14 protein-coding genes and 1 riboswitch are annotated in these 20,162 nt (G+C 72.2%); of the genes, 12 read left to right on the top strand and 2 right to left on the bottom strand.

Annotated features, from left to right (window positions below):
• The first annotated feature begins 292 nt into the window (after positions 1–292).
• The 4 genes from BJP40_RS35495 to BJP40_RS12780 all read left to right on the top strand — a co-directional run bounded on the left by BJP40_RS35495 (position 293) and on the right by BJP40_RS12780 (position 5,069).
• Positions 293–1,024: a hypothetical protein gene (locus tag BJP40_RS35495; protein WP_319020069.1), complete on the top strand. Its 732-nt coding sequence runs from the start codon at positions 293–295 to the stop codon at positions 1,022–1,024.
• A gap of 115 nt (positions 1,025–1,139) precedes the next feature.
• Positions 1,140–2,081 (top strand): FadR/GntR family transcriptional regulator, encoded by a 942-nt coding sequence (locus tag BJP40_RS12790; protein WP_079171127.1) that lies wholly within the window; start codon positions 1,140–1,142, stop codon positions 2,079–2,081.
• A gap of 400 nt (positions 2,082–2,481) precedes the next feature.
• Complete coding sequence (locus BJP40_RS12785; protein ID WP_071280467.1) at positions 2,482–4,023, top strand: RNA polymerase sigma factor; 1,542 nt, start codon at positions 2,482–2,484, stop codon at positions 4,021–4,023.
• Between the two features lie 308 nt (positions 4,024–4,331).
• Positions 4,332–5,069 carry a serine protease gene (locus BJP40_RS12780; protein ID WP_371258631.1) on the top strand — a complete coding sequence of 246 codons (738 nt, stop codon included), beginning with the start codon at positions 4,332–4,334 and terminating at the stop codon, positions 5,067–5,069.
• A 363-nt stretch (positions 5,070–5,432) separates the two neighbouring features.
• Here the strand turns inward: BJP40_RS12780 and BJP40_RS12775 are convergent, their stop codons facing one another.
• On the bottom strand, positions 5,433–5,663 hold the full coding sequence (locus BJP40_RS12775; protein WP_071275191.1) for a hypothetical protein: 231 nt from the start codon (positions 5,661–5,663) through the stop codon (positions 5,433–5,435).
• Positions 5,664–6,110: 447 nt separating this feature from the next.
• On the opposite strand from BJP40_RS12775, the gene BJP40_RS12770 reads away from it, so the two are divergent.
• From BJP40_RS12770 to BJP40_RS12755, 4 genes are all read left to right on the top strand, one after another.
• Entirely contained in the window at positions 6,111–8,228 is a 2,118-nt protein-coding gene (locus BJP40_RS12770; RefSeq protein ID WP_071275188.1) for a type IIA DNA topoisomerase subunit B, read from the top strand.
• Between the two features lie 446 nt (positions 8,229–8,674).
• Positions 8,675–9,154 (top strand): DUF485 domain-containing protein, encoded by a 480-nt coding sequence (locus BJP40_RS12765; RefSeq protein WP_071280465.1) that lies wholly within the window; start codon positions 8,675–8,677, stop codon positions 9,152–9,154.
• Positions 9,151–10,746, top strand: a complete 1,596-nt coding sequence (locus BJP40_RS12760; RefSeq protein WP_071280464.1) for a cation acetate symporter — start codon at positions 9,151–9,153, stop codon at positions 10,744–10,746. Before BJP40_RS12765 ends, BJP40_RS12760 begins: the two co-directional genes overlap by 4 nt.
• 399 nt (positions 10,747–11,145) lie before the next feature.
• Positions 11,146–12,243, top strand: a complete 1,098-nt coding sequence (locus BJP40_RS12755; protein ID WP_071280463.1) for a GTP-binding protein — start codon at positions 11,146–11,148, stop codon at positions 12,241–12,243.
• 9 nt (positions 12,244–12,252) lie between these two features.
• Here BJP40_RS12755 and BJP40_RS12750 read toward each other — a convergent pair whose 3' ends face one another.
• A complete protein-coding gene (locus BJP40_RS12750) occupies positions 12,253–14,706 on the bottom strand; it encodes a DNA topoisomerase (ATP-hydrolyzing) subunit A (RefSeq protein WP_071280462.1) in 2,454 nt (817 codons plus the stop codon).
• Positions 14,707–14,918: 212 nt separating this feature from the next.
• Here BJP40_RS12750 and BJP40_RS12745 point away from each other — a divergent pair, with 212 nt between their 5' ends.
• The 4 genes from BJP40_RS12745 (at position 14,919) to BJP40_RS12730 (ending at position 19,944) form a co-directional block, all read left to right on the top strand.
• Entirely contained in the window at positions 14,919–16,280 is a 1,362-nt protein-coding gene (locus BJP40_RS12745; protein WP_071280461.1) for a pitrilysin family protein, read from the top strand.
• 26 nt (positions 16,281–16,306) lie between these two features.
• Positions 16,307–17,674 (top strand): pitrilysin family protein, encoded by a 1,368-nt coding sequence (locus BJP40_RS12740; RefSeq protein WP_071280511.1) that lies wholly within the window; start codon positions 16,307–16,309, stop codon positions 17,672–17,674.
• Between the two features lie 227 nt (positions 17,675–17,901).
• Positions 17,902–18,065, top strand: a riboswitch (cyclic di-AMP (ydaO/yuaA leader).
• Positions 18,066–18,079: 14 nt separating this feature from the next.
• A complete protein-coding gene (locus BJP40_RS12735) occupies positions 18,080–18,868 on the top strand; it encodes a M23 family metallopeptidase (protein ID WP_071280460.1) in 789 nt (262 codons plus the stop codon).
• 398 nt (positions 18,869–19,266) lie between these two features.
• Positions 19,267–19,944 carry a GntR family transcriptional regulator gene (locus BJP40_RS12730; protein ID WP_071280459.1) on the top strand — a complete coding sequence of 226 codons (678 nt, stop codon included), beginning with the start codon at positions 19,267–19,269 and terminating at the stop codon, positions 19,942–19,944.
• The last annotated feature ends 218 nt before the right edge of the window (positions 19,945–20,162 follow it).

Genomic DNA, 20,162 nt, shown 5'->3' with positions numbered 1-20,162 from the left:
CCCCGCCGTACCCGCCCCCGAAGTCCACGCCCCCGTCCCCGAGCCCTCCGACCACCGCTCATCCGCCCGCCCGGCACCCTCAGCGCCCGCAGGTGCGCAGTCCGCGTGTCCCCGGCCCGCACCCCCTGGGCCCGCGCATTCCCGTCCCTCGCCCCCGGACCGCCCCTGCCCGCCGTCCGGCCGCACCGCCCCGCGCCACCCCACCCCGCGGGGCGGACTGCGCGCGGTCGCTCGGTGCGGCGCGGGGCCGCGCCGCGGGCCGTTGTGGCCGTTGCGGTACGAGGTGCGGCGGATGACCGGCGTGCCCTCGACCCCGCTGACCGTCGTCGCCGCGCTCCTCGTCTCGGCGGCGGTGGCCGTGCTGTCGGCGCGAAGGGGCGGTGCCCTTCACCACGTCGTCCTGGCGGCCTGGCCGGACCTGCTGCCCCTGCCGCCTGCCGCGCTCGCCGCCGGACTCCTGGGCGCCCTCTCCTACGGGCACGAGTTCCGCTACCCGGTCCTGCAGCACGCCCTCGGGGCGGCGCCCCGCCGTCTCGGGCTGCTGGCCGCCAAACTCCTCGTCACGGCCGTCCTCGCCCTGCTGCTGGGGGTGGCGGTGATCGTCGTCGACCTGGAAGCCCTGCGGCTGGTGTACGGCGGCCCACTGATCCCAGTGCCGGCGAACTGGCCCGGCCTGTGCACGGCATGGGCGGGACTGCTCGTCGGATGCGGCTGGGCCGGGCTGCTGGCCGCCGGGGTGTTCCGTGTGACGGCGGCGGGCGTCGCGGCGGTCCTGTCCGTTCCCGTCCTCGTCGCCCCGCTCGTGGAGCGGGTCCTCACCGGTGCTCCCGCCCGTGCGGCCACCGGGCTGCCGGCGCGGTTGAGGGAGTTCACCTGGGCCCGCCGGCCACAGGAGACCGACCACTGGCTGGAGGGCGCGGTGCGGGTCCTCGCCCAACCCGTCGCCGCCGCTCTGGCCTTGTCGTTGGCGGCGCTCGTCTGCGCGTTTCTGTTCCCCCGGCTACGGCGCCGGGCTGGAGGTTGATCGCCTGCGTCCAGGCGTCGACCGATCCGGCCCGATCGGTCGTGACGCCATAGAAATTGCCCGCTTCCTTCCGATAAGGCGTCAATTAGGCAACGGGCACCGATCACCCTTTCGTGTGCTTTTCACCAAAGACCTCAAGGGGCCAGGAACCCGCGCCGACAAAGGAGGCGTGAGTACCCTTGCGCACACCATGATGACCGCCGCCCGCTCCGCCGAGGCCCCCCTCGCCGGCCCGGGCGGACTGGACCGCTACCCCTACGCGGAGGCGTCCGCCCCGGAGCGCGCCCCCGCCCCGGCGTGGGACGCCGCAGAAACGGAGTTGGGCCGGATGGGCCGCCGCGGCGGTGCCAGCCGCGGCCGCGGGCTCCACGGCCAACTCGTCCAGCAGCTCGGCCAGATGATCGTCTCCGGGGATCTCGGAGCCGACCGCCCGCTGGTTCCGGAAGAGATCGGCCAGCGCTTCGAGGTGTCCCGCACCGTCGTCCGCGAGTCGCTGCGCGTCCTGGAGGCCAAGGGCCTCGTCAGTGCACGCCCGAACGTCGGCACCCGGGTCCGCCCGGTCGGGGACTGGAACCTCCTGGACCCCGACATCATCGAGTGGCGGGCCTTCGGCCCCCAGCGCGACGACCAGCGCCGCGAGCTCGCCGAGCTGCGCTGGACCATCGAGCCCCTGGCCGCCCGGCTGGCCGCCGGGCACGGACGTGAGGACGTCCAGCGCCGCCTCGCCGACATGGTCGAGATCATGGGTCACGCCCTCGGGCAGGGCGACGCCCTCACGTTCTCCCGCGCCGACGCCGAGTTCCACTCCCTCGTCATCCAGCTCGCCGGCAACCGCATGCTGGAGCACCTCTCCGGCATCGTCTCCGCGGCCCTCCAGGTCTCCGGCGCCCCCGCGATCAGCTGCGACCGCCCCGGAGAGGCGTGCCTGACCCACCACGCCCGGATCGTGGAGGCCCTGGCCGCCGGCGACGGACAGGCTGCGGAAGGCGCCATGCGTCAGCTCCTCACCGTCCAGCCCGACGTGGAGCGGGTCGTCCCTGCTCCGCGTGAGCACTGAACTGCGGAACGTGACCACGTCGACTCCGCTCAGGCGCCGCACGGAGGCGTGTTGCCGGACCCCCGGGGCACCCGCCCGCGTCGGGCTTCGGCCGCGCCGGTCCCGGCGGGCGCCGGAACTCCGGGGTTGCCGGCGCGATTGATGGGCATTTGCCGCATTAGGTCGTTTCCTCCTGTCTCGGGATGTGACTCGGGCCACGCGGAACGGGCGTAACGCTCCGCGGAGCACGGCGATGACCTAAGAGGTGACAGCCGAGGAGGGAATACAGCTGCCGTGGACGGCGCTGTCCACCTCCGAGGTTCAGCCCGCGTCGTCGGCCATCCCTCGCCGGCGGTCGTCGGCTCCGGCCCGTTCCCGGGCGGGGCCGGAAGCCGTTTCCCATCGTTCCGAGAGGTTGTTCGTGTCGGCCAGCACATCGCGTACGCTCCCGCCGGAGATCGCCGAGTCCAAGTCTGTGATGGCGCTCATCGAGCGGGGAAAGGCTGCGGGGCAGATCGCGGGCGATGACGTGCGTCGGGCCTTCGAGGCTGACCAGATTCCGCCAACCCAGTGGAAGAATGTTCTGCGCAGCCTCAATCAGATCCTCGAGGAAGAGGGTGTGACGCTGATGGTCAGTGCAGCGGAGTCGCCGAAGCGCGCCCGCAAGAGCGTCGCAGCGAAGAGCCCGGCAAAGCGCACCGCCACGAAGACCGTCACCGCCAGGAAGACCGCGGCCAAGCCGGCCGCGTCGACCGACGCGGCGGTTGCGGCGGCCCAGGGCGAGGACACCCCGGCCGACGAGGCCGGTGCCGCGCCCGCCAAGAAGACCGCCGCGAAGAAGACGGCGGCGAAGAAGACCGTCGCCAAGAAGACGGCGGCCAAGAAGACGACCGCCAAGAAGGACGGCGAGGAACTCCTCGACGCCGACGAACTCCTCGAAGAGGTGCAGCCCGGCAAGGGCGAGGAGGAGGAGCCCGAGGGCGAGGCCAAGGGCTTCGTCCTGTCCGACGAGGACGAGGACGACGCCCCCGCCCAGCAGGTCGCCGTCGCCGGTGCCACGGCCGACCCGGTCAAGGACTACCTCAAGCAGATCGGCAAGGTCCCGCTGCTCAACGCCGAGCAGGAGGTCGAGCTCGCCAAGCGCATCGAGGCCGGTCTGTTCGCCGAGGACAAGCTCGCGAACGCCGACAAGCTGGCGCCGAAGCTCAAGCGCGAGCTGGAGATCATCGCCGAGGACGGCCGTCGCGCCAAGAACCACCTGCTGGAGGCCAACCTCCGACTGGTCGTCTCCCTCGCCAAGCGCTACACCGGCCGCGGCATGCTCTTCCTGGACCTGATCCAGGAGGGCAACCTCGGCCTCATCCGTGCCGTCGAGAAGTTCGACTACACCAAGGGCTACAAGTTCTCCACGTACGCCACCTGGTGGATCCGTCAGGCGATCACCCGAGCCATGGCCGACCAGGCCCGCACCATCCGTATCCCGGTGCACATGGTCGAGGTCATCAACAAGCTCGCGCGCGTCCAGCGCCAGATGCTCCAGGACCTGGGCCGCGAGCCCACCCCGGAGGAGCTGGCCAAGGAACTCGACATGACCCCGGAGAAGGTCATCGAGGTCCAGAAGTACGGCCGGGAGCCCATCTCCCTGCACACCCCGCTCGGCGAGGACGGCGACAGCGAGTTCGGCGACCTCATCGAGGACTCCGAAGCGGTTGTCCCCGCCGACGCCGTCAGCTTCACCCTCCTCCAGGAGCAGCTGCACTCGGTGCTAGACACCCTGTCGGAGCGGGAGGCCGGCGTCGTCTCCATGCGCTTCGGCCTCACCGACGGCCAGCCGAAGACGCTGGACGAGATCGGCAAGGTCTACGGCGTGACCCGCGAGCGGATCCGCCAGATCGAGTCCAAGACCATGTCGAAGCTGCGCCACCCGTCGCGTTCCCAGGTCCTCCGGGACTACCTGGACTGACCGCAGCGCGAACACCAGCACCGCCGGGGCCCGGCTTCCGAGAGGGAGCCGGGCCCCGGCGGTGTGCGCCCGGTTCTTCGGGGGAAGGGCCGGGTTTCGGCGTTGCGCGGGGTGCGCCGCCCTCCGTCCTGCCTGACTCTGAGTGCACGACAGGATTCAGGGAGTCAGGAGCTCGTATGCCTCGTGTGCCTCGTTCGTCGTCCGTGCGACGTGCCCGTCAGCCGTACGCGCGTCATTCACGCGGCCGGAAGCGCGCCACGGCCGCCTTCCTCGCTGCCGCGGCGGCGTTCGCGCCGCTGGTGGTGCCCGTGCCCGCAGCCGCTGACGGCGTGGTGGTCGGAGGGCAGGCGGCGAGCACCTCCGAGGCCCCGTGGGTGGTGGCGTTGGCCAGCCGTGACCGGTTCGGCCGTATCAGGTCGGGGCAGTTCTGCGGGGGCGTGGTCATCGCCCCGGCCAGGGTGGCCACTGCGGCGCACTGCCTCCAGGAGGAGGTACTCGGGGTGGACCCGGCCGACATCCGCGACCTCAAGGTCATCGTGGGCCGCACCGAACTGCGCAGTGGCGGCGGACGGGAGATCGACGTCAAGGAGGTCGTCGTCAACCCCGCGTACGACCCGGAGACCAACGCGGGCGACGCAGCCGTCCTCACGCTGGCAGAGCCGCTTCCGGCCGTGCACGTCCTGCCCGTCGCGCGGACGGGGGACCCCGCCTACGAGCCGGGCACGGAAGCACGGGTGTACGGCTGGGGGGACACCACGGGCTTCGGGACGTACGCGTACGGGCTGCGCGCCTCGACGGTCGGTGTGCTGCCGGACGCGGCGTGCGAGCGGGCGTACCCGGGCGGGCTGGGTGTGCGCTATCTCCCGGACACGATGCTGTGCGCCGGAGACCCGCAGGGCGGGCGGGACGCCTGCCAGGGCGACAGCGGCGGGCCGCTGGTGGCCCGCGGGCGGCTCATCGGTCTGGTCTCGTGGGGCAGCGGCTGCGGCAGGGCGGACAGCCCCGGGGTCTACACCCGCGCCGCGACGGTGCTGCCCAGGGTCTGAGCGCGGCCGGCCGGCTCGCCGTACCGGGGAGGCGGCTCCGCGGCCCCGAGGTGCGCTGCGGCGGTGCTCGGCGCCGTCGCCCGAACGCGGGCCGTACAGGCCCGTGCAGCCGGCCCGCTGCGGATGCCACGGGTGACGGGGGAGAAGACCGGCTCGGCGTGCGAAGGCAGCGTGAAGGGCATGGGCTGCCGACCGACGCCGTGGGGCCCTGGCGCCGGGTGTGCTGCCGGGCCCGGGCGCGACCGGTGACCGGCCCGGGGGAGGAGATGTGCGGATGCGAGGACGGGCGGCGTTCCCCGGGTCAGGGACGGCCGCCCGTCGGCCGGTCCTCGACCGGCTGCTGGCTCGTCGTGGATGCGCGTGTCAGCGGTCCTCGGTGGCTGCGCCGGCCGGCACGGTGGTGAGCCGGTCCGTCTCATCCTGTATCTCCGCGGCGATCTTCTTCAGCTCCGGCTCGAACTTGCGGCCGTGGTGGGCGCAGAAGAGCAGTTCGCCACCGCTGGTCAGCACGACGCGCAGATATGCCTGGGCGCCGCAGCGGTCGCAGCGGTCGGCGGCCGTCAGCGGGCTCGCGGGGGTCAGAACAGTAGTCACGTCGCCTCTTCTCTAGCTCGACGAGCTGTCGTACCAGGGTCAACATCCAACCAGGCCGAAAACGTTCCCGCTCGCGGCTTTTCCTCGAAACTTTTTCGAAGGAGGGGTGTCTGGCCGTCTGCTGCCGGTTGGCGGCGAATGAGCCGTATTGCTGTCTCGCTGTGCGTTACGGGTTTCGCGTTGCTTGCCTCGTACGTCCTCCCGGCCGGGTTGCCGGTTGTGCATGAGGACGTGCCCGGAGCCTAAATGGTTCATGCCTGGAAGGGAACGTGATGTCCACGTCACCCGCACGAGGGATCGAACACGTATGCGACCCTGGACTAGCATGAGCGTTCGCGAGGGTGGCGTGACAACCGCTCTACCAGGGCTCTGTACGCTCGGACCGGCGACAGACGCCGAGCCTTACCCCACGGGGCCAGAACTCAAATTCAGCGAGGAGCGAACCGCGTGACCGCCGAAACGTCCGTTCCGTCCAGTGCTCTGCTGACAGCAGACCGTGACGGTTCCAACTACACCGCGCGGCACCTGCTCGTACTTGAGGGCCTTGAGGCGGTCCGCAAGCGCCCCGGCATGTACATCGGGTCCACCGACAGCAGGGGCCTGATGCACTGCATCTGGGAGATCATCGACAACTCCGTCGACGAGGCCCTGGGCGGCTACTGCGACCACATCGAGGTCGTCCTGCACGACGACGGGTCGGTGGAGGTCCGGGACAACGGGCGGGGCATCCCCGTCGACGTCGAGCCGAAGACGGGCCTCTCCGGCGTCGAGGTCGTCATGACCAAGCTGCACGCCGGCGGCAAGTTCGGCGGCGGCTCGTACGCCGCCTCGGGCGGACTGCACGGCGTGGGCGCCTCCGTCGTGAACGCCCTCTCGTCCCGCCTGGACGTGGAGGTCGACCGCGGCGGCCACACCCACGCGATCAGCTTCCGCCGCGGCGTGCCCGGCATCTTCACCGAGTCCGGCCCCGACGCGCCCTTCGACCCGACGGGCGGCCTGCGCAAGGCCAAGCGGGTCCCGAAGACCCGCACCGGCACGCGCGTGCGCTACTGGGCGGACCGCCAGATCTTCCTCAAGGACGCGAAGCTGTCCCTGGAGACCCTGCACCAGAGGGCCCGCCAGACGGCCTTCCTGGTGCCCGGCCTCACCATCGTCGTCCGCGACGACCGCGACCTCGAAGGCATCGGCAAGAGCCAGGAGATCTTCCGCTTCGACGGCGGCATCAGCGAGTTCTGCGAGTACCTCGGCCAGGACAAGCCGGTCTGCGACGTGCTGCGTCTCACCGGGCAGGGCACCTTCAAGGAGACCGTCCCCGTCCTCGACGAGCGCGGCCACATGACGCCCACCGAGGTCACCCGGGAGCTCGGCGTCGACGTCGCCCTGCGCTGGGGCACCGGCTACGACAGCACCGTCCGCTCGTTCGTCAACATCATCGCCACGCCCAAGGGCGGCACCCACGTCACCGGCTTCGAGCGCGCCGTCACGAAGACCGTCAACGAGGTGCTGCGGTCCAGCAAGCTGCTGCGGGTCGCCGAGGACGACGTCGTCAAGGACGACGCCCTGGAGGGCCTGACCGCCGTCGTGACCGTGCGGCTGGCCGAGCCGCAGTTCGAGGGCCAGACCAAGGAGGTGCTCGGCACCTCCGCCGCCAACCGGATCGTGGCCAACGTCGTCGCCAAGGAGCTCAAGGCATTCCTGACCTCCACCAAGCGCGACGCCAAGGCCCAGGCCCGTGCCGTCCTGGAGAAGGTCGTCGCCGCCGCCCGCACCCGGATCGCGGCGCGCCAGCACAAGGAGGCCCAGCGCCGCAAGACGGCCCTGGAGACCTCCTCCCTGCCGGCGAAGCTCGCGGACTGCCGCAGCGACGACGTCGAGCGCAGCGAGCTGTTCATCGTCGAGGGCGACTCCGCGCTCGGCACGGCCAAGCTCGCCCGGAACAGCGAGTTCCAGGCGCTGCTGCCCATTCGAGGCAAGATCCTCAACGTCCAGAAGTCGTCCGTCTCGGACATGCTGAAGAACGCCGAGTGCGGCGCGATCATCCAGGTCATAGGGGCTGGATCCGGCCGTACCTTCGACCTTGACGCAGCCCGGTACGGCAAGATCGTGCTCCTCGTGGACGCCGACGTCGACGGCGCGCACATCCGCTGCCTGCTCCTCACGCTCTTCCAGCGCTACATGCGGCCCATGGTGGAGGCCGGGCGGGTCTTCGCCGCCGTACCGCCGCTGCACCGCATCGAGCTCGTCCAGCCCAAGAGGGGCCAGGACAAGTACGTCTACACGTACTCCGACAGCGAGCTGCGCCAGACACTCCTGGAGTTCCAGCGCAAGGGCGTCCGCTACAAGGACTCCATCCAGCGTTACAAGGGCCTTGGCGAGATGGACGCCGACCAGCTGGCCGAAACCACCATGGACCCGCGCCACCGCACCCTGCGCCGCATCAACATCGGCGACCTGGAGGCGGCGGAGCAGGTCTTCGACCTGCTCATGGGCAACGAGGTGGCACCTCGCAAGGAGTTCATCACCAGCTCCGCCGCGACCCTCGACCGCTCCCGCATCGACGCCTGACCCGTCACCGCCCGGGGACGAGCCCGCCGGCCGGAGCCCTCCGGCGGCGGGCTCGCCGTTCCCCACCCGTCCCTCTGTCCCGTCCGTCCCCCTCTGCGCCGCTTCCCCGCCCCGCCCCCTCGGCCGTGCTCCTCCGATGCTCCGCTGGCGCCCGTCGCCCTCCGCGGCCCCGTCCGGGCCGGATGCCCGGCGGCCACTCGGCGCCGCAGCCGCTCGGCGCGGTGCCGTGCCACTCCCGGCCTGCCCCCTCCGCTGCGTCCTTCCCGGCCCGTTGCTGCCCGGTCTCGTGGCTCTCCGCGCGGTCGTCCTGGGCCCCGTTCCTCTCTCCGTCAGCCTGCGTCACCTGATGGGGTGAAGTGCGCGGAGAGAAGAGTCCGAGATCTTCCCGTTCTGTCCATCCTTGGGCAACGCGGCCGAAACGGTTCGCTGACAAGGAGAGTTGACCGGTGGACAAGTGGGAAGGACTCGACGCCGCTGCGACGCGGATCGAGGACCCTTGGTACGACACGCTGGCGTCCGGCTGGGGCGAGCAGACCGGGACGGTTCCGGCCGCCGCCCCGAGGCCGCGGCCGGAACCGGACCCCGCGGCGCCGCCCCGCAGCACGGCCGAGATCTACCTCGACGTGCAGCGGAGCCCCGCATTCCAGGAAGTGCGCAGCCGCTACCGGCGGTTCGTCCTGCCCGCCACCGCGGCGTTCCTCGGGTGGTACCTGGCCTACGTCGTCGCGGCCACCGTCGCCCCCGGCGTGATGGCCCTCCCCGTGGCGGGCGCGGTGAACGTGGCGATGGTCGCCTGCCTCGCGCAGTTCGTCACCACCTTCGCCCTCACCTGGGCCTACGCCCGGCACGCCCGGGTCCACCGCGACCGCGCCGCGCTCGACCTCCGCTGGGACACGCAGCAGCTGACCCGGGAGGCCCAGCGGTGACCGGCGACCACCAGACCCTCGCCCTGGTGCTGTTCAGCGCCTTCGTCGCCGTGACGCTCGCCATCACCACCTGGGCCGGCCGCCGGCGGCGGGGCTCCGCCGAGGAGTTCTACGCGGGCGGGCGCCTCTTCTCCCCGATGGAGAACGGTTTCGCCATCGCCGGTGACTACATGTCCGCCGCGTCCTTCCTCGGCATCTCCGGGCTCATCGCCCTCTACGGCTACGACGGGATGCTGTATTCCGTCGGCTTCCTCGTGGCCTGGCTGGTCGTCCTGCTGCTCGTCGCCGAACTCGTCCGCAACTGCGGCCGCTTCACCCTCGCCGACGTCATCGCCGCCCGCATGGGCGAGCCGAGGATCCGCACCGCGGTGGGAACCTCCTCGGTGTCCGTGTCCGTTCTCTACCTGGTCGCCCAGATGGTCGGCGCGGGCAGCCTCGTGGCCCTCCTCCTCGGCGGGACGAGCGGGGCCGCACGCTCGTGGACCGTCGTCGGCGTCGGCGCCCTGATGATCGTCTACGTGTCGCTGGGCGGAATGCGCGCCACCACCTGGATCCAGATCGTCAAAGCCGTGCTGCTCATGGCGGGCGCGCTCACCCTCACCGGACTCGTCCTGCTGCGCTTCCACGGCGACATGGACGCGCTGCTCACCACGGCGGCCGACCGCAGCGGCCACGGCCGGGACTTCCTGGCCCCGGGCCTGGCGTACGGCACCGACTGGACCGCCCGGCTGGACTTCATCAGCCTCGGTCTCGCCCTCGTCCTCGGCACGGCCGGGCTGCCGCACATCCTCGCCCGCTTCTACACCGTGCCGACGGCACGCTCCGCCCGCCGCTCCACCGTCTGGTCGATCGGCCTCATCGGCAGCTTCTACCTGATGACGATCGTGCTCGGCTTCGGCGCGGCGGCCCTCCTCGGCAGCGACGCCGTTCGGGACTCGAACGCCGCGGGAAACACCGCCGTGCCCCTGCTCGCCCTGCACCTCGGCGGGGGAGCGGGCTCCACGGGCGGCGCAGTGCTGTTCGGGGTCGTCGCCGCGGTGGCGTTCGCGACGATCCTCGCCGTCGTCGCGGGCATCACCCTGGCCTCGTCCACCTCCGTGGCGCACGACCTGTACGCGTCGCTGGCCCGGCGCTGGGGCGGGGCGCCGTACAGCGAGGTCGCCGTCGCCCGGGTGGCGTCCGTCGCGATCGGCGCGGTCGCCATCGGGCTCGGACTGCTCGCGCAGAACCTGAACGTGGCCTTCCTCGTCGGGCTGGCCTTCGCGGTGGCCGCCTCGGCGAACCTGCCCGTCCTGCTGTACGCGCTGTTCTGGCGCCGGTTCACCGTGCGTGGGGCGGTGTGGGCCGTCTACGGCGGGCTCGTGCCGGCCGTCCTGCTCGTCGCGCTGTCGCCGGTGGTCTCCGGCAGCCCCGGCGCACTCTTCCCGGGCGTGGACTTCCATGTCTTCCCGCTGCAGAACCCGGGCGTGGTCTCCATCCCGCTCGGCTTCCTCGCGGGATGGCTCGGCACGGTCACGTCCCCCGAGCCGCCGGACGCCGCGAAGCACGCGGAGACGGAGGTCCGCGCCCTCACAGGCGCCGGAGCCGTCTGACGGGCCCTGCCGCGTCCCTTCCCGTGTCGCGCGTCCAGGCGGATGCGCACGGGGCAGCAGGGCGGGCTCGGCAGGGACAGACCGGAGCCCCCTCGCCGCGGCCGCCGTGCCCCACGAGAGCCGCCGGGCGGCCGGATCGGGCAAGGCCGCCCGCCGGAACGGCCGGGTCCCGGCCGTCGCCCGGGCCGTGGGCGCCGTCACCCGGCACGGGCCGCCAGCCGGGCCCGGCCGGACGGGACCGGAGCCCCGGTGGCCGTGTGTGCCCCCGGATGTGCCCCGCCAGGGCACCACGCCCGCCAGGGCACCACGCCCCCGCGACGGCCCACCACCCTGCGGCCTGAGGCCGTACTGCGGCGCCCTGCCTATCCTGAGAGGCGGCCATCGACAGGAAGGTGCCTCTTGAGCCTGCAGCAACGCCCGCAGCAGATCCCGGTAGTCGTCCTCGCGGGCTTCCTCGGATCCGGCAAGACGACCCTGCTCAACCACCTGCTGCGCACCGCGCGCGGCACCCGCATCGGGGTCATGGTCAACGACTTCGGATCCATCGAGATCGACGCCATGACCGTCGCCGGGCAGGTCGGCTCCACGGTCTCCCTCGGCAACGGCTGCCTGTGCTGCGCCGTCGACGCGAGCGAACTCGACACCTACCTGGACGTCCTCACCCGGCCCTCCACCGGCATCGACGTGATCGTCATCGAGGCCAGCGGGCTCGCCGAGCCGCAGGAACTGGTCAGGATGGTCCTCGCCAGCGACAACGCACGGATCGTCTACGGCGGTCTCGTGCTGGTCGTCGACGCCGCCGAGTTCGACGCCACCCGCGGCCGCCATCCCGAGACCGACCGGCACCTGGCCCTCGCGGACCTCGTCGTCGTGAACAAGGCCGACCGCGTCCCGGCCGGCGAACTCGCGCGGGTACGCGACACCGTCGCCGGGCTGGCCGGACCCGCCGCCGTCGTGGACGCCGCGTACGGCCGGATCGACCCGGAACTGCTCTTCGACCGCGCCGCCAGGACCGAGGACGAGCTGGTCGGCGGGCGCCAGCTCTCCTTCGAGGACCTGTACGCCGAGGCGTACGACGCCGCCCACGACCATGCCCGGCACCCCCACGCGGCTTACGACACGGTGTCCTTCACCGCCGAGGCGCCCCTGCACCCGCGCCGCCTCATGGAGTTCCTGGACTCCCGCCCCGACGGGCTCTACCGCATCAAGGGATTCGTCGACTTCGGCAGCGCCGACCCCGCCAACCGCTACACCCTGCACGCCGTCGGCCGGTTCCTGCGGTTCTCCCCGCATCCCTGGCCGCCCGGCGAACCGCGCCTCACCCAGCTGGTGCTCATCGGGTCCGGCACCGACGGGGAGGCGCTGCGCAAGGCCCTCGACGGCTGCACGGTCGCCGGACCGCACGACGTCCCCGACCCGCACAGCATGTGGGGCGTCCTCCGCTACGTACCGGACCCCGGCAACGAGGAGCCCGACGTGCCGGAGGACGCCCCCTGAGGACAGCCGCTACGCCGCCGGACCGGCGACCACCGCCACCGGCTTCACCAGCGGCACACCGGACCCGTCCCGGCGCGGGTCCGGGTCCGGCAGCTCCACCGGGGCGCCGTTCTTCTGCGCGGCGCGCGCCGGGGTCTCACCCGCCCAGGCGAACACCAAGGCGTCCTCGCCCTTCAGGAACCGCTGGCACCGCACACCTCCCGTGGCCCGGCCCTTGCGCGGGTACTGGTCGAACGGCGTCAGCTTCGCCGACGTACCGGCCGACGCGTCCAGCTGCCCCGTCGCCCCCGCGACGGTGAACACCACCGCGTCGGCCGCCGGGTCCACGGCGGTGAACGACAGCACCCGCGCGCCCGCCGTCAGCTTCACGCCCGCCATACCACCGGCGGCGCGGCCCTGCGGACGCACCTGCGAGGCCGGGTACCGCAGCAGCTGCGCGTCCGAGGTGATGAAGACGAGGTCCTCCTCGCCGGTCCGCAGCTCCGCGCCCCCGACGATCCGGTCGCCCTCCTTCAGGGACATGACCTCCAACTCGTCCTTGTTCGCGGGATAGTCCGGCACCACCCGCTTCACCACGCCCTGCAGGGTGCCCAGCGCCAGCCCGGGCGACGCCTCGTCCAGCGTCGTCAGGCAGACGACCGTCTCGTCCTTCTCCAGCGTCAGGAACTCCGACAGCGGCGCCCCGCCCGCCAGGTTCGGCGCCGCCGCCGTGTCCGGCAGTTGCGGCAGGTCGACCACGGAGACGCGCAGCAGCCGGCCGGCGGACGTCACCGCGCCCACCGTGCCCCGCACCGTCGCCGCCACGGCCGACACGACCACGTCGTGCTTGACCCGCCGGCCCCCGGCCTCCGGCAGCGGTTCGCCCGAGGCCGTACGGGCCAGCAGCCCCGTCGAGGACAGCAGGACCCGGCAGGGGGAGTCCTCGACCTCCAGCGGCATCGCGGGGGCCGCGGCGCCCGCCGACTCCAGCAGCACCGTGCGCCGCGGCGTGGCGAACTTCTTCGCCACCGCGGCCAGCTCGGACGACACCAGCTTGCGCAGCTCGGCGTCCGAGTCCAGGATCCGCGTCAACTGCTCGATCTCGTCGGTCAGCCGGTCCCGCTCCGCCTCCAGCTCCAGCCGGTCGAACTTCGTGAGCCGGCGCAGCGGCGTGTCGAGGATGTACTGCGTCTGCACCTCGCTCAGACCGAACCGCTCCATCAGGCGCTGCTTGGCCTCCGCCGAGTTCTCACTCGACCGGATCAGCCGGATCACCTCGTCGATGTCGACGAGCGCCACCAACAGGCCCTCGACCAGGTGCAGCCGGTCCTGCTTCCTGCCGCGGCGGAACTCGCTGCGCCGCCGCACCACCTCGAAGCGGTGGTCGAGGTAGACCTCCAGCAGCTCCTTCAGGCCGAGCGTGACGGGCTGCCCGTCCACCAGGGCCACGTTGTTGATGCCGAAGGACTTCTCCATCGGCGTCAGCTTGTACAGCTGCTCCAGCACGGCCTCGGGCACGAAGCCGTTCTTGATCTCGATGACCAGCCGGAGTCCGTGCTCCCGGTCCGTGAGGTCCTTGACGTCCGCGATGCCCTGGAGCTTCTTCGCGCCGACCAGGTCCTTGATCTTGGCGATGACCTTCTCCGGGCCGACCGTGAACGGCAGCTCCGTGACCACGATGCCCTTGCGGCGCGGAGTGACGTTCTCCACCGTCGCCGTGGCGCGGATCTTGAAGGTGCCGCGACCGGAGTCGTACGCGTCCTTGATGCCGTTCAGACCGACGATCCGCCCGCCCGTCGGCAGGTCGGGGCCCGGCACGAACCGCATCAGGGTCTCCAGGTCCGCGCCCGGGTGCCTGATCAGGTGCCGGGCGGCGGCGATGACCTCGCCCAGGTTGTGCGGCGGCATGTTCGTCGCCATGCCGACCGCGATTCCGGACGCGCCGTTGACCAGCAGGTTCGGGAACGCGGCCGGCAGGGCGACGGGCTCGCGCTCCTGCCCGTCGTAGTTCGGGGCGAAGTCGACGGTGTTCTCGTCGATCGACTCCGTCATCAGGCTCGCCGCGTCCGCCGCGCGGCACTCCGTGTACCGCATGGCGGCCGGCGGGTCGTCGTTGCCGAGCGAGCCGAAGTTGCCGTGGCCGTCCACCAGCGGCAGCCGCATCGAGAACGGCTGCGCCATGCGCACCAGCGCGTCGTAGATCGAGGCGTCGCCGTGCGGATGGAGCTTGCCCATCACCTCGCCGACGACACGGGCGCACTTGACGAAGCCGCGGTCCGGCCGCAGCCCCATCTCGTTCATCTGGTACACGATGCGCCGGTGCACGGGCTTCAGGCCGTCCCGGGCGTCCGGCAGGGCCCGGGAGTAGATCACCGAGTACGCGTACTCGAGGAAGGAGCCCTGCATCTCGTCGACGACGTCGATGTCGAGGATCCGCTCCTCGAAATCGTCGGGCGGCGTGGTCTTCGTGCTGCGGCGGGCCATCGCTGCTGCGGCTCCTTCACCAACAAGGTTGATCTGACGCGGACCATTGTGGACCGTCCCACTGACACGGCCGACCGCGACCCGGAAGAGGGACGCCCGGCGCCTCCGGGAACTTCCCGGAGCGCCCGTGCGCTTGCATACAGTGGCAGGACTTTCCCCGGACGTCTTCCCGACGTACCCAGGGTTCCCCAGACGCGATCGAAGGGACGTACATGCCCAAGGGTCACACGGCCACAGCCCCGGCCGGCTCCGGAGGCCTGAAAGCGACCGAGCACCGGCTGGCCAACGGTCTGCGCGTGGTGCTTTCCGAGGACCACCTGACCCCGGTCGCCGCGGTGTGCCTCTGGTACGACGTCGGCTCCCGCCACGAGGTCAAGGGCCGCACCGGCCTGGCCCACCTCTTCGAGCACCTGATGTTCCAGGGCTCCAAGCAGGTCAAGGGCAACGGCCACTTCGAGCTCGTGCAGGGCGCCGGCGGCTCCCTCAACGGCACCACCAGCTTCGAGCGCACCAACTACTTCGAGACCATGCCCGCCCACCAGCTGGAGCTCGCGCTGTGGCTGGAGGCGGACCGGATGGGCTCCCTCCTGGCCGCCCTCGACGACGAGTCCATGGAGAACCAGCGGGACGTCGTCAAGAACGAGCGCCGCCAGCGGTACGACAACGTGCCCTACGGCACCGCCTTCGAGCGGCTCACCGCGCTCGCCTACCCGGACGGGCACCCCTACCACCACACGCCCATCGGCTCCATGGCCGACCTGGACGCCGCCACCCTGGAGGACGCCAGGAACTTCTTCCGGACCTACTACGCGCCCAACAACGCCGTCCTGTCCGTGGTGGGCGACATCGACCCGGAGCAGACGCTCGCCTGGGTCGAGAAGTACTTCGGCTCCATCCCCGGGCACGACGGCAAGCCCGACCCCCGCGACGGCACGCTTCCCGACGTCATCGGCGAGCAGCTCCGCCAGGTCGTGGAGGAGGACGTCCCGGCCCGCGCCCTCCTGGCGGCCTACCGCCTCCCGCAGGACGGCACCCGTGCGTGCGACGCGGCCGACCTGGCGCTCACCATCCTCGGCGGCGGGGAGTCCTCCCGCCTCCACAACCGGCTCGTCCGCCGTGACCGCACGGCCGTCGCGGCCGGCTTCGGCCTCCTGCGGCTCGCCGGCGCGCCGTCTCTGGGCTGGCTCGACGTGAAGGCGTCCGCGGACGTCGAGGTGCCCGCCATCGAGGCCGCCGTCGACGAGGAGCTGGCCCGGTTCGCCGCCCAGGGGCCCACGCCCGAGGAGATGGAGCGGGCCCAGGCCCAGCTGGAGCGCGAGTGGCTGGACCGGCTCGGCACCGTCGCCGGCCGCGCCGACGAACTGTGCCGCTACGCGGTGCTGTTCGGCGACCCGCAGCGCGCCCTCACCGCGGTCCAGCGCGTCCTGGAGGTGACCGCCGAGGAGGTGCAGGCGGTCGCCGCGGAGCGGCTGCGTCCCGACAACCGCGCCGTGCTCGTCTACGAGCCCGTGGACAAGGCCGCCGACGACCAGACGACCGACAGCGACGACCAGGAAGAGGGTGCGGACCAGTGAGCGACGCTGCCGTGTCTCTGACCAGCATGGACTTCCACCCGCAGCCCACCGGCGGCACGCCGCGCCCGTGGGCGTTCCCCGCCCCCGAGCGCGGCACGCTCGACAACGGCCTGACCGTGCTGCGCTGCCACCGCCCCGGTCAGCAGGTCGTCGCCGTCGAGATCGACCTCGACGCCCCGCTCGACGCCGAGCCCGAAGGGCTCGACGGCGTCGCCACGATCATGGCGCGCGCCCTCTCCGAAGGCACCGACAAGCACACGGCCGAGGAGTTCGCGGCCGAGCTGGAGCGCTGCGGGGCCACCCTGGACGCGCACGCCGACCACCCCGGCGTCCGGGTCTCCCTGGAGGTCCCCGCCTCCCGGCTGCCGAAGGCCCTGGGGCTGCTGGCCGAGGCGCTGCGGGCCCCGGCCTTCGCGGACAGCGAGGTGGAGCGCCTCGTCCGCAACCGCCTCGACGAGATCCCGCACGAGACGGCCAACCCGGGCCGTCGCGCCGCCAAGCAGCTGTACGCCGAGCTGTTCCCCGCGGCGTCCCGGATGTCCCGGCCGCGCCAGGGCACCGAGGAGACCGTCGCACGGATCGACGCGGCCGCCGTCCGCGCCTTCTACGAGGCCCACGTGCGGCCCGCGTCGGCCACCGCCGTGGTCGTGGGCGACCTGACGGGCATCGACCTGGACGCCGTCCTCGCGGAGTCGCTCGGCACCTGGACCGGCACCGCCGCGAAGCCGCGCACGGCCCCGCCGGTGACCGCGGACGACACGGGACGCGTCGTCATCGTGGACCGGCCGGGCGCGGTGCAGACACAGCTGCTCATCGGCCGCATCGGCCCCGACCGGCACGACCGCGTGTGGCCCGCGCAGGTCGTCGGCACGTACTGCCTGGGCGGCACCCTCACCTCGCGGCTCGACCGCGTCCTGCGCGAGGAGAAGGGCTACACGTACGGCGTGCGGGCCTTCGGGCAGGTGCTGCGCTCCACGCCGGAGGGCACCGGCGCCGCGATGCTGGCGATCAACGGCTCCGTCGACACACCGCACACCGGTCCCGCCCTGGACGACCTGTGGAAGGTGCTGCGCACCCTCGCCGAGGAGGGCCTCACCGACGCGGAGCGGGACGCGGCCGTCCACAACCTCGTGGGCGTCGCGCCGCTGCGGTACGAAACGGCGGCGGCGGTCGCGGGCACCCTGGCCGACCAGGTCGAGCAGCACCTGCCGGACGACTTCCAGGCGGAGCTGTACCGCAGGCTGGCCGAGACCGGCACCGTGGAGGCCACCGCGGCGGTCGTCAGCGCCTTCCCGCCGGACCGGCTCGTCACCGTCCTCGTCGGTGACGCCGCGGTCATCAAGGAGCCGGTCGAGGCGCTCGGCATCGGTGAAGTGACGGTCGTCTCCGGCTGATTGACGGCCCGTCCGGACCCGCGGTCCACCGCTCCCCGGAACCCCGACGTCCGATACGGACGTCGGGGTTCCGATCGTTCCGGCACTATGCCCGTTTTGATGGGGAGCCTGGGTGTCTGCCCTGTGGCGTGCGCTACAAAAAACCGTGTCCGTTTGGTGATTGAAAGATCCGCCGCATAGCGTCTTCGTCGCTGTCCGCCCGCTGCACCCGCCGCACCCGCGGCACCGGACAGCGATCGCCGAATCCCCGTCAGGCGCGAGCCTGGGGAGCCGGGGACCCACACGTCCCCTGGGGTGAATCGGCCGCCTTCGCCACCGTGCGGAGGGGGCCGTAGGAGACCTTCCTGCTCCGAACCCGTCAGCTAACCCGGTAGGCGAGAAGGAAGGAAAGGATCACCCCACTTCATGGCGTTCACCCGTGCCACCGGGAAGCACCGTGCCCCCGGCCGGATGACCCGCAGGAGCGCGCACGCCGCAGGCGTCGCCGCCCTCGCCACCACCGGCGTCATCGGAACCCTCACCTCCCCGGCGTCCGCGGCAGGCCGGGAGGCCGCGCTCACCGGCACCCTGGAGGCGCTGGACAGCACCGGGCCGACCAAGACGATCACCGGTCACGGTCTCGCCGAGGAGGTCCGGGAGCAGGCCGCCGTGCAGGAGGAGGCCGCCACCGCCACCGAACGCCAGGCCCAGGCCGAGCAGGAGGCCAGGCGCCAGGCCGAAGCCAGGTTCCAGGAGGCGCGCGCGGCCAAGGAGCGCGCCGACCGTGAGGAGGAGCGCAGGCGCCTGCACTCCTTCCAGCTGCCCGTCGCCGGCTCGTACGTCTCCACCGCGTACCAGGCCGGCGGTGGCCTGTGGTCCTCCGGCAGCCACTCCGGCATCGACTTCCACGCCCCGTACGGCTCCAGCGTCGTCTCCGTGGGTCTCGGCACCGTCGTGGAGGCCGGCTGGGGCGGCGCCTACGGAAACAACGTGGTGATCCGCATGCACGACGGCACCTACACCCAGTACGGCCACCTCGCCTCCGTCACCGTGGCCGTCGGCCAGACCGTCGCGCCCGGCCAGCAGATCGGCGTCTCCGGCTCGACCGGCAACTCGACGGGCCCGCACCTCCACTTCGAGGCCCGCACGGGCGCGGAGTACGGCTCCGACATCGACCCCGTCGCCTACCTGCGGGCCCGCGGCGTCCGCGTCTGACACGCCGTTCCCCGACACCACAGCGAAGACCCCGGCTCCGAAGCGCAGCAGCCGGGGTCTTCCTCTTGCCTGCCCCGGAGCCGGAGCCGGAGCCGGAGCCGGAGCCGGAGCCGGAGCTTTCGCCTCGCTCCGGTGCGCGTGGACGGAGACGGCGTTCCGGTCCTCCCGGGAGCCGGGTGGATCCGTGCCGCCGGGTCCCTGCCCCACCCGGGGCCGGCTCGCATGCGGCCTCAGCCCCGTCCGTGTTCGTTTCCCGTCTGTGTTCGGCTGAAAAGTCGCCATGAATTACGGCGGGGCATCGGAAAAACAGCGCGGTTGTCATAGAGTCACGCCAAGCGGCGGCCGGCTTGTGGGTTTCGGGGGCATAAACGGTGGGCGGAGCGATTCGGAGGTCCGGTATGCGCATTCCGGCGCACTCGGTATGCACGGCGATCCGCACGGACATCGTCTCCGGAGTCCTGCCGCGCGGCAGCCGGCTCGCCGAGGAGCAGCTGGCCCGCCGCTACGGGGTGTCGCGCGTCCCGGTCCGCGAGGCGCTGCGCACCCTGGAGTCCGAGGGTTTCGTCACCTCCCGACGGCACGTCGGGGCGTTCGTCGCGGAGCCGAGCGAGCAGGAGGCCGCCGACCTGCTGGAGATGCGTGCCCTCCTGGAGCCCCTCGGAGCCGCACGCGCGGCCCAGCGCCGCACGGACGCCCACCTCAAGGTGCTGCGCGGGCTCGTACGGCTCGGTCAGCAGCGTGCCCGCCACGGTCAGGGCGAGGACCTGCGGTCGCTCGACGCCTGGTTCCACGAGACGCTCGCCCAGGCCGCGGCGAGCCCGGGGCTGACGGCGCTGCTGACCCAGCTCCGGCAGAAGATCGCCTGGATGTACGCGGTCGACCAGCCGTCCCGGCCGGCCGACGTCTGGGCCGAGCACGGCGCGATCGTCGACGCGGTGGCGCGCGGCGACGCGGAGCGGGCCCGTGCGCTCGCCACCCAGCACGCCGAGCGCTGGCGCGGCGTGCACCGGCTGCGCCGTCCGGACCGTGTGAGAGCTTCGCAACACCCCGTCAACACCGGGGGACCGCGGAATTAACGGCCGTGCCGTATACAAGGGAGAGCGAAATGGCCTGGCCGTTTTACCGGGCTGCCCGGAATTCCCCGTCGGCAGGTGAGGGGGAAATGCGGTGTGGGTAATATCGCTGCGCCGGAATAGCCGAGTGCAGGGAGCAGTGAGGCCGGAAAGCGGTGTGCCGGAACGCCCGGCGGGCCGGAGTGGACCGGTTCCGGCCCCCGCCCGGGCTGTGCGGCCGT

The sequence above is a fragment of the Streptomyces sp. CC53 genome, from assembly GCF_001865245.1.
Lineage (GTDB): Bacteria > Actinomycetota > Actinomycetes > Streptomycetales > Streptomycetaceae > Streptomyces.
Note: the sequence above shows the minus strand (reverse complement) of the source record. Positions and strands in the feature narration are given on the sequence as shown.

What these genes read in the sequence shown, in the direction of transcription:
- BJP40_RS12735 (WP_071280460.1), top strand. Translation starts at nt 18,080, where the DNA reads ATGGCGTTCACCCGTGCCACCGGGAAGCACCGTGCCCCCGGCCGGATG.
- BJP40_RS35495 (WP_319020069.1), top strand. Translation starts at nt 293, where the DNA reads ATGACCGGCGTGCCCTCGACCCCGCTGACCGTCGTCGCCGCGCTCCTC.
- BJP40_RS12730 (WP_071280459.1), top strand. Translation starts at nt 19,267, where the DNA reads ATGCGCATTCCGGCGCACTCGGTATGCACGGCGATCCGCACGGACATC.
- BJP40_RS12750 (WP_071280462.1), bottom strand. Translation starts at nt 14,706, where the DNA reads ATGGCCCGCCGCAGCACGAAGACCACGCCGCCCGACGATTTCGAGGAG.
- BJP40_RS12745 (WP_071280461.1), top strand. Translation starts at nt 14,919, where the DNA reads ATGCCCAAGGGTCACACGGCCACAGCCCCGGCCGGCTCCGGAGGCCTG.
- BJP40_RS12740 (WP_071280511.1), top strand. Translation starts at nt 16,307, where the DNA reads ATGGACTTCCACCCGCAGCCCACCGGCGGCACGCCGCGCCCGTGGGCG.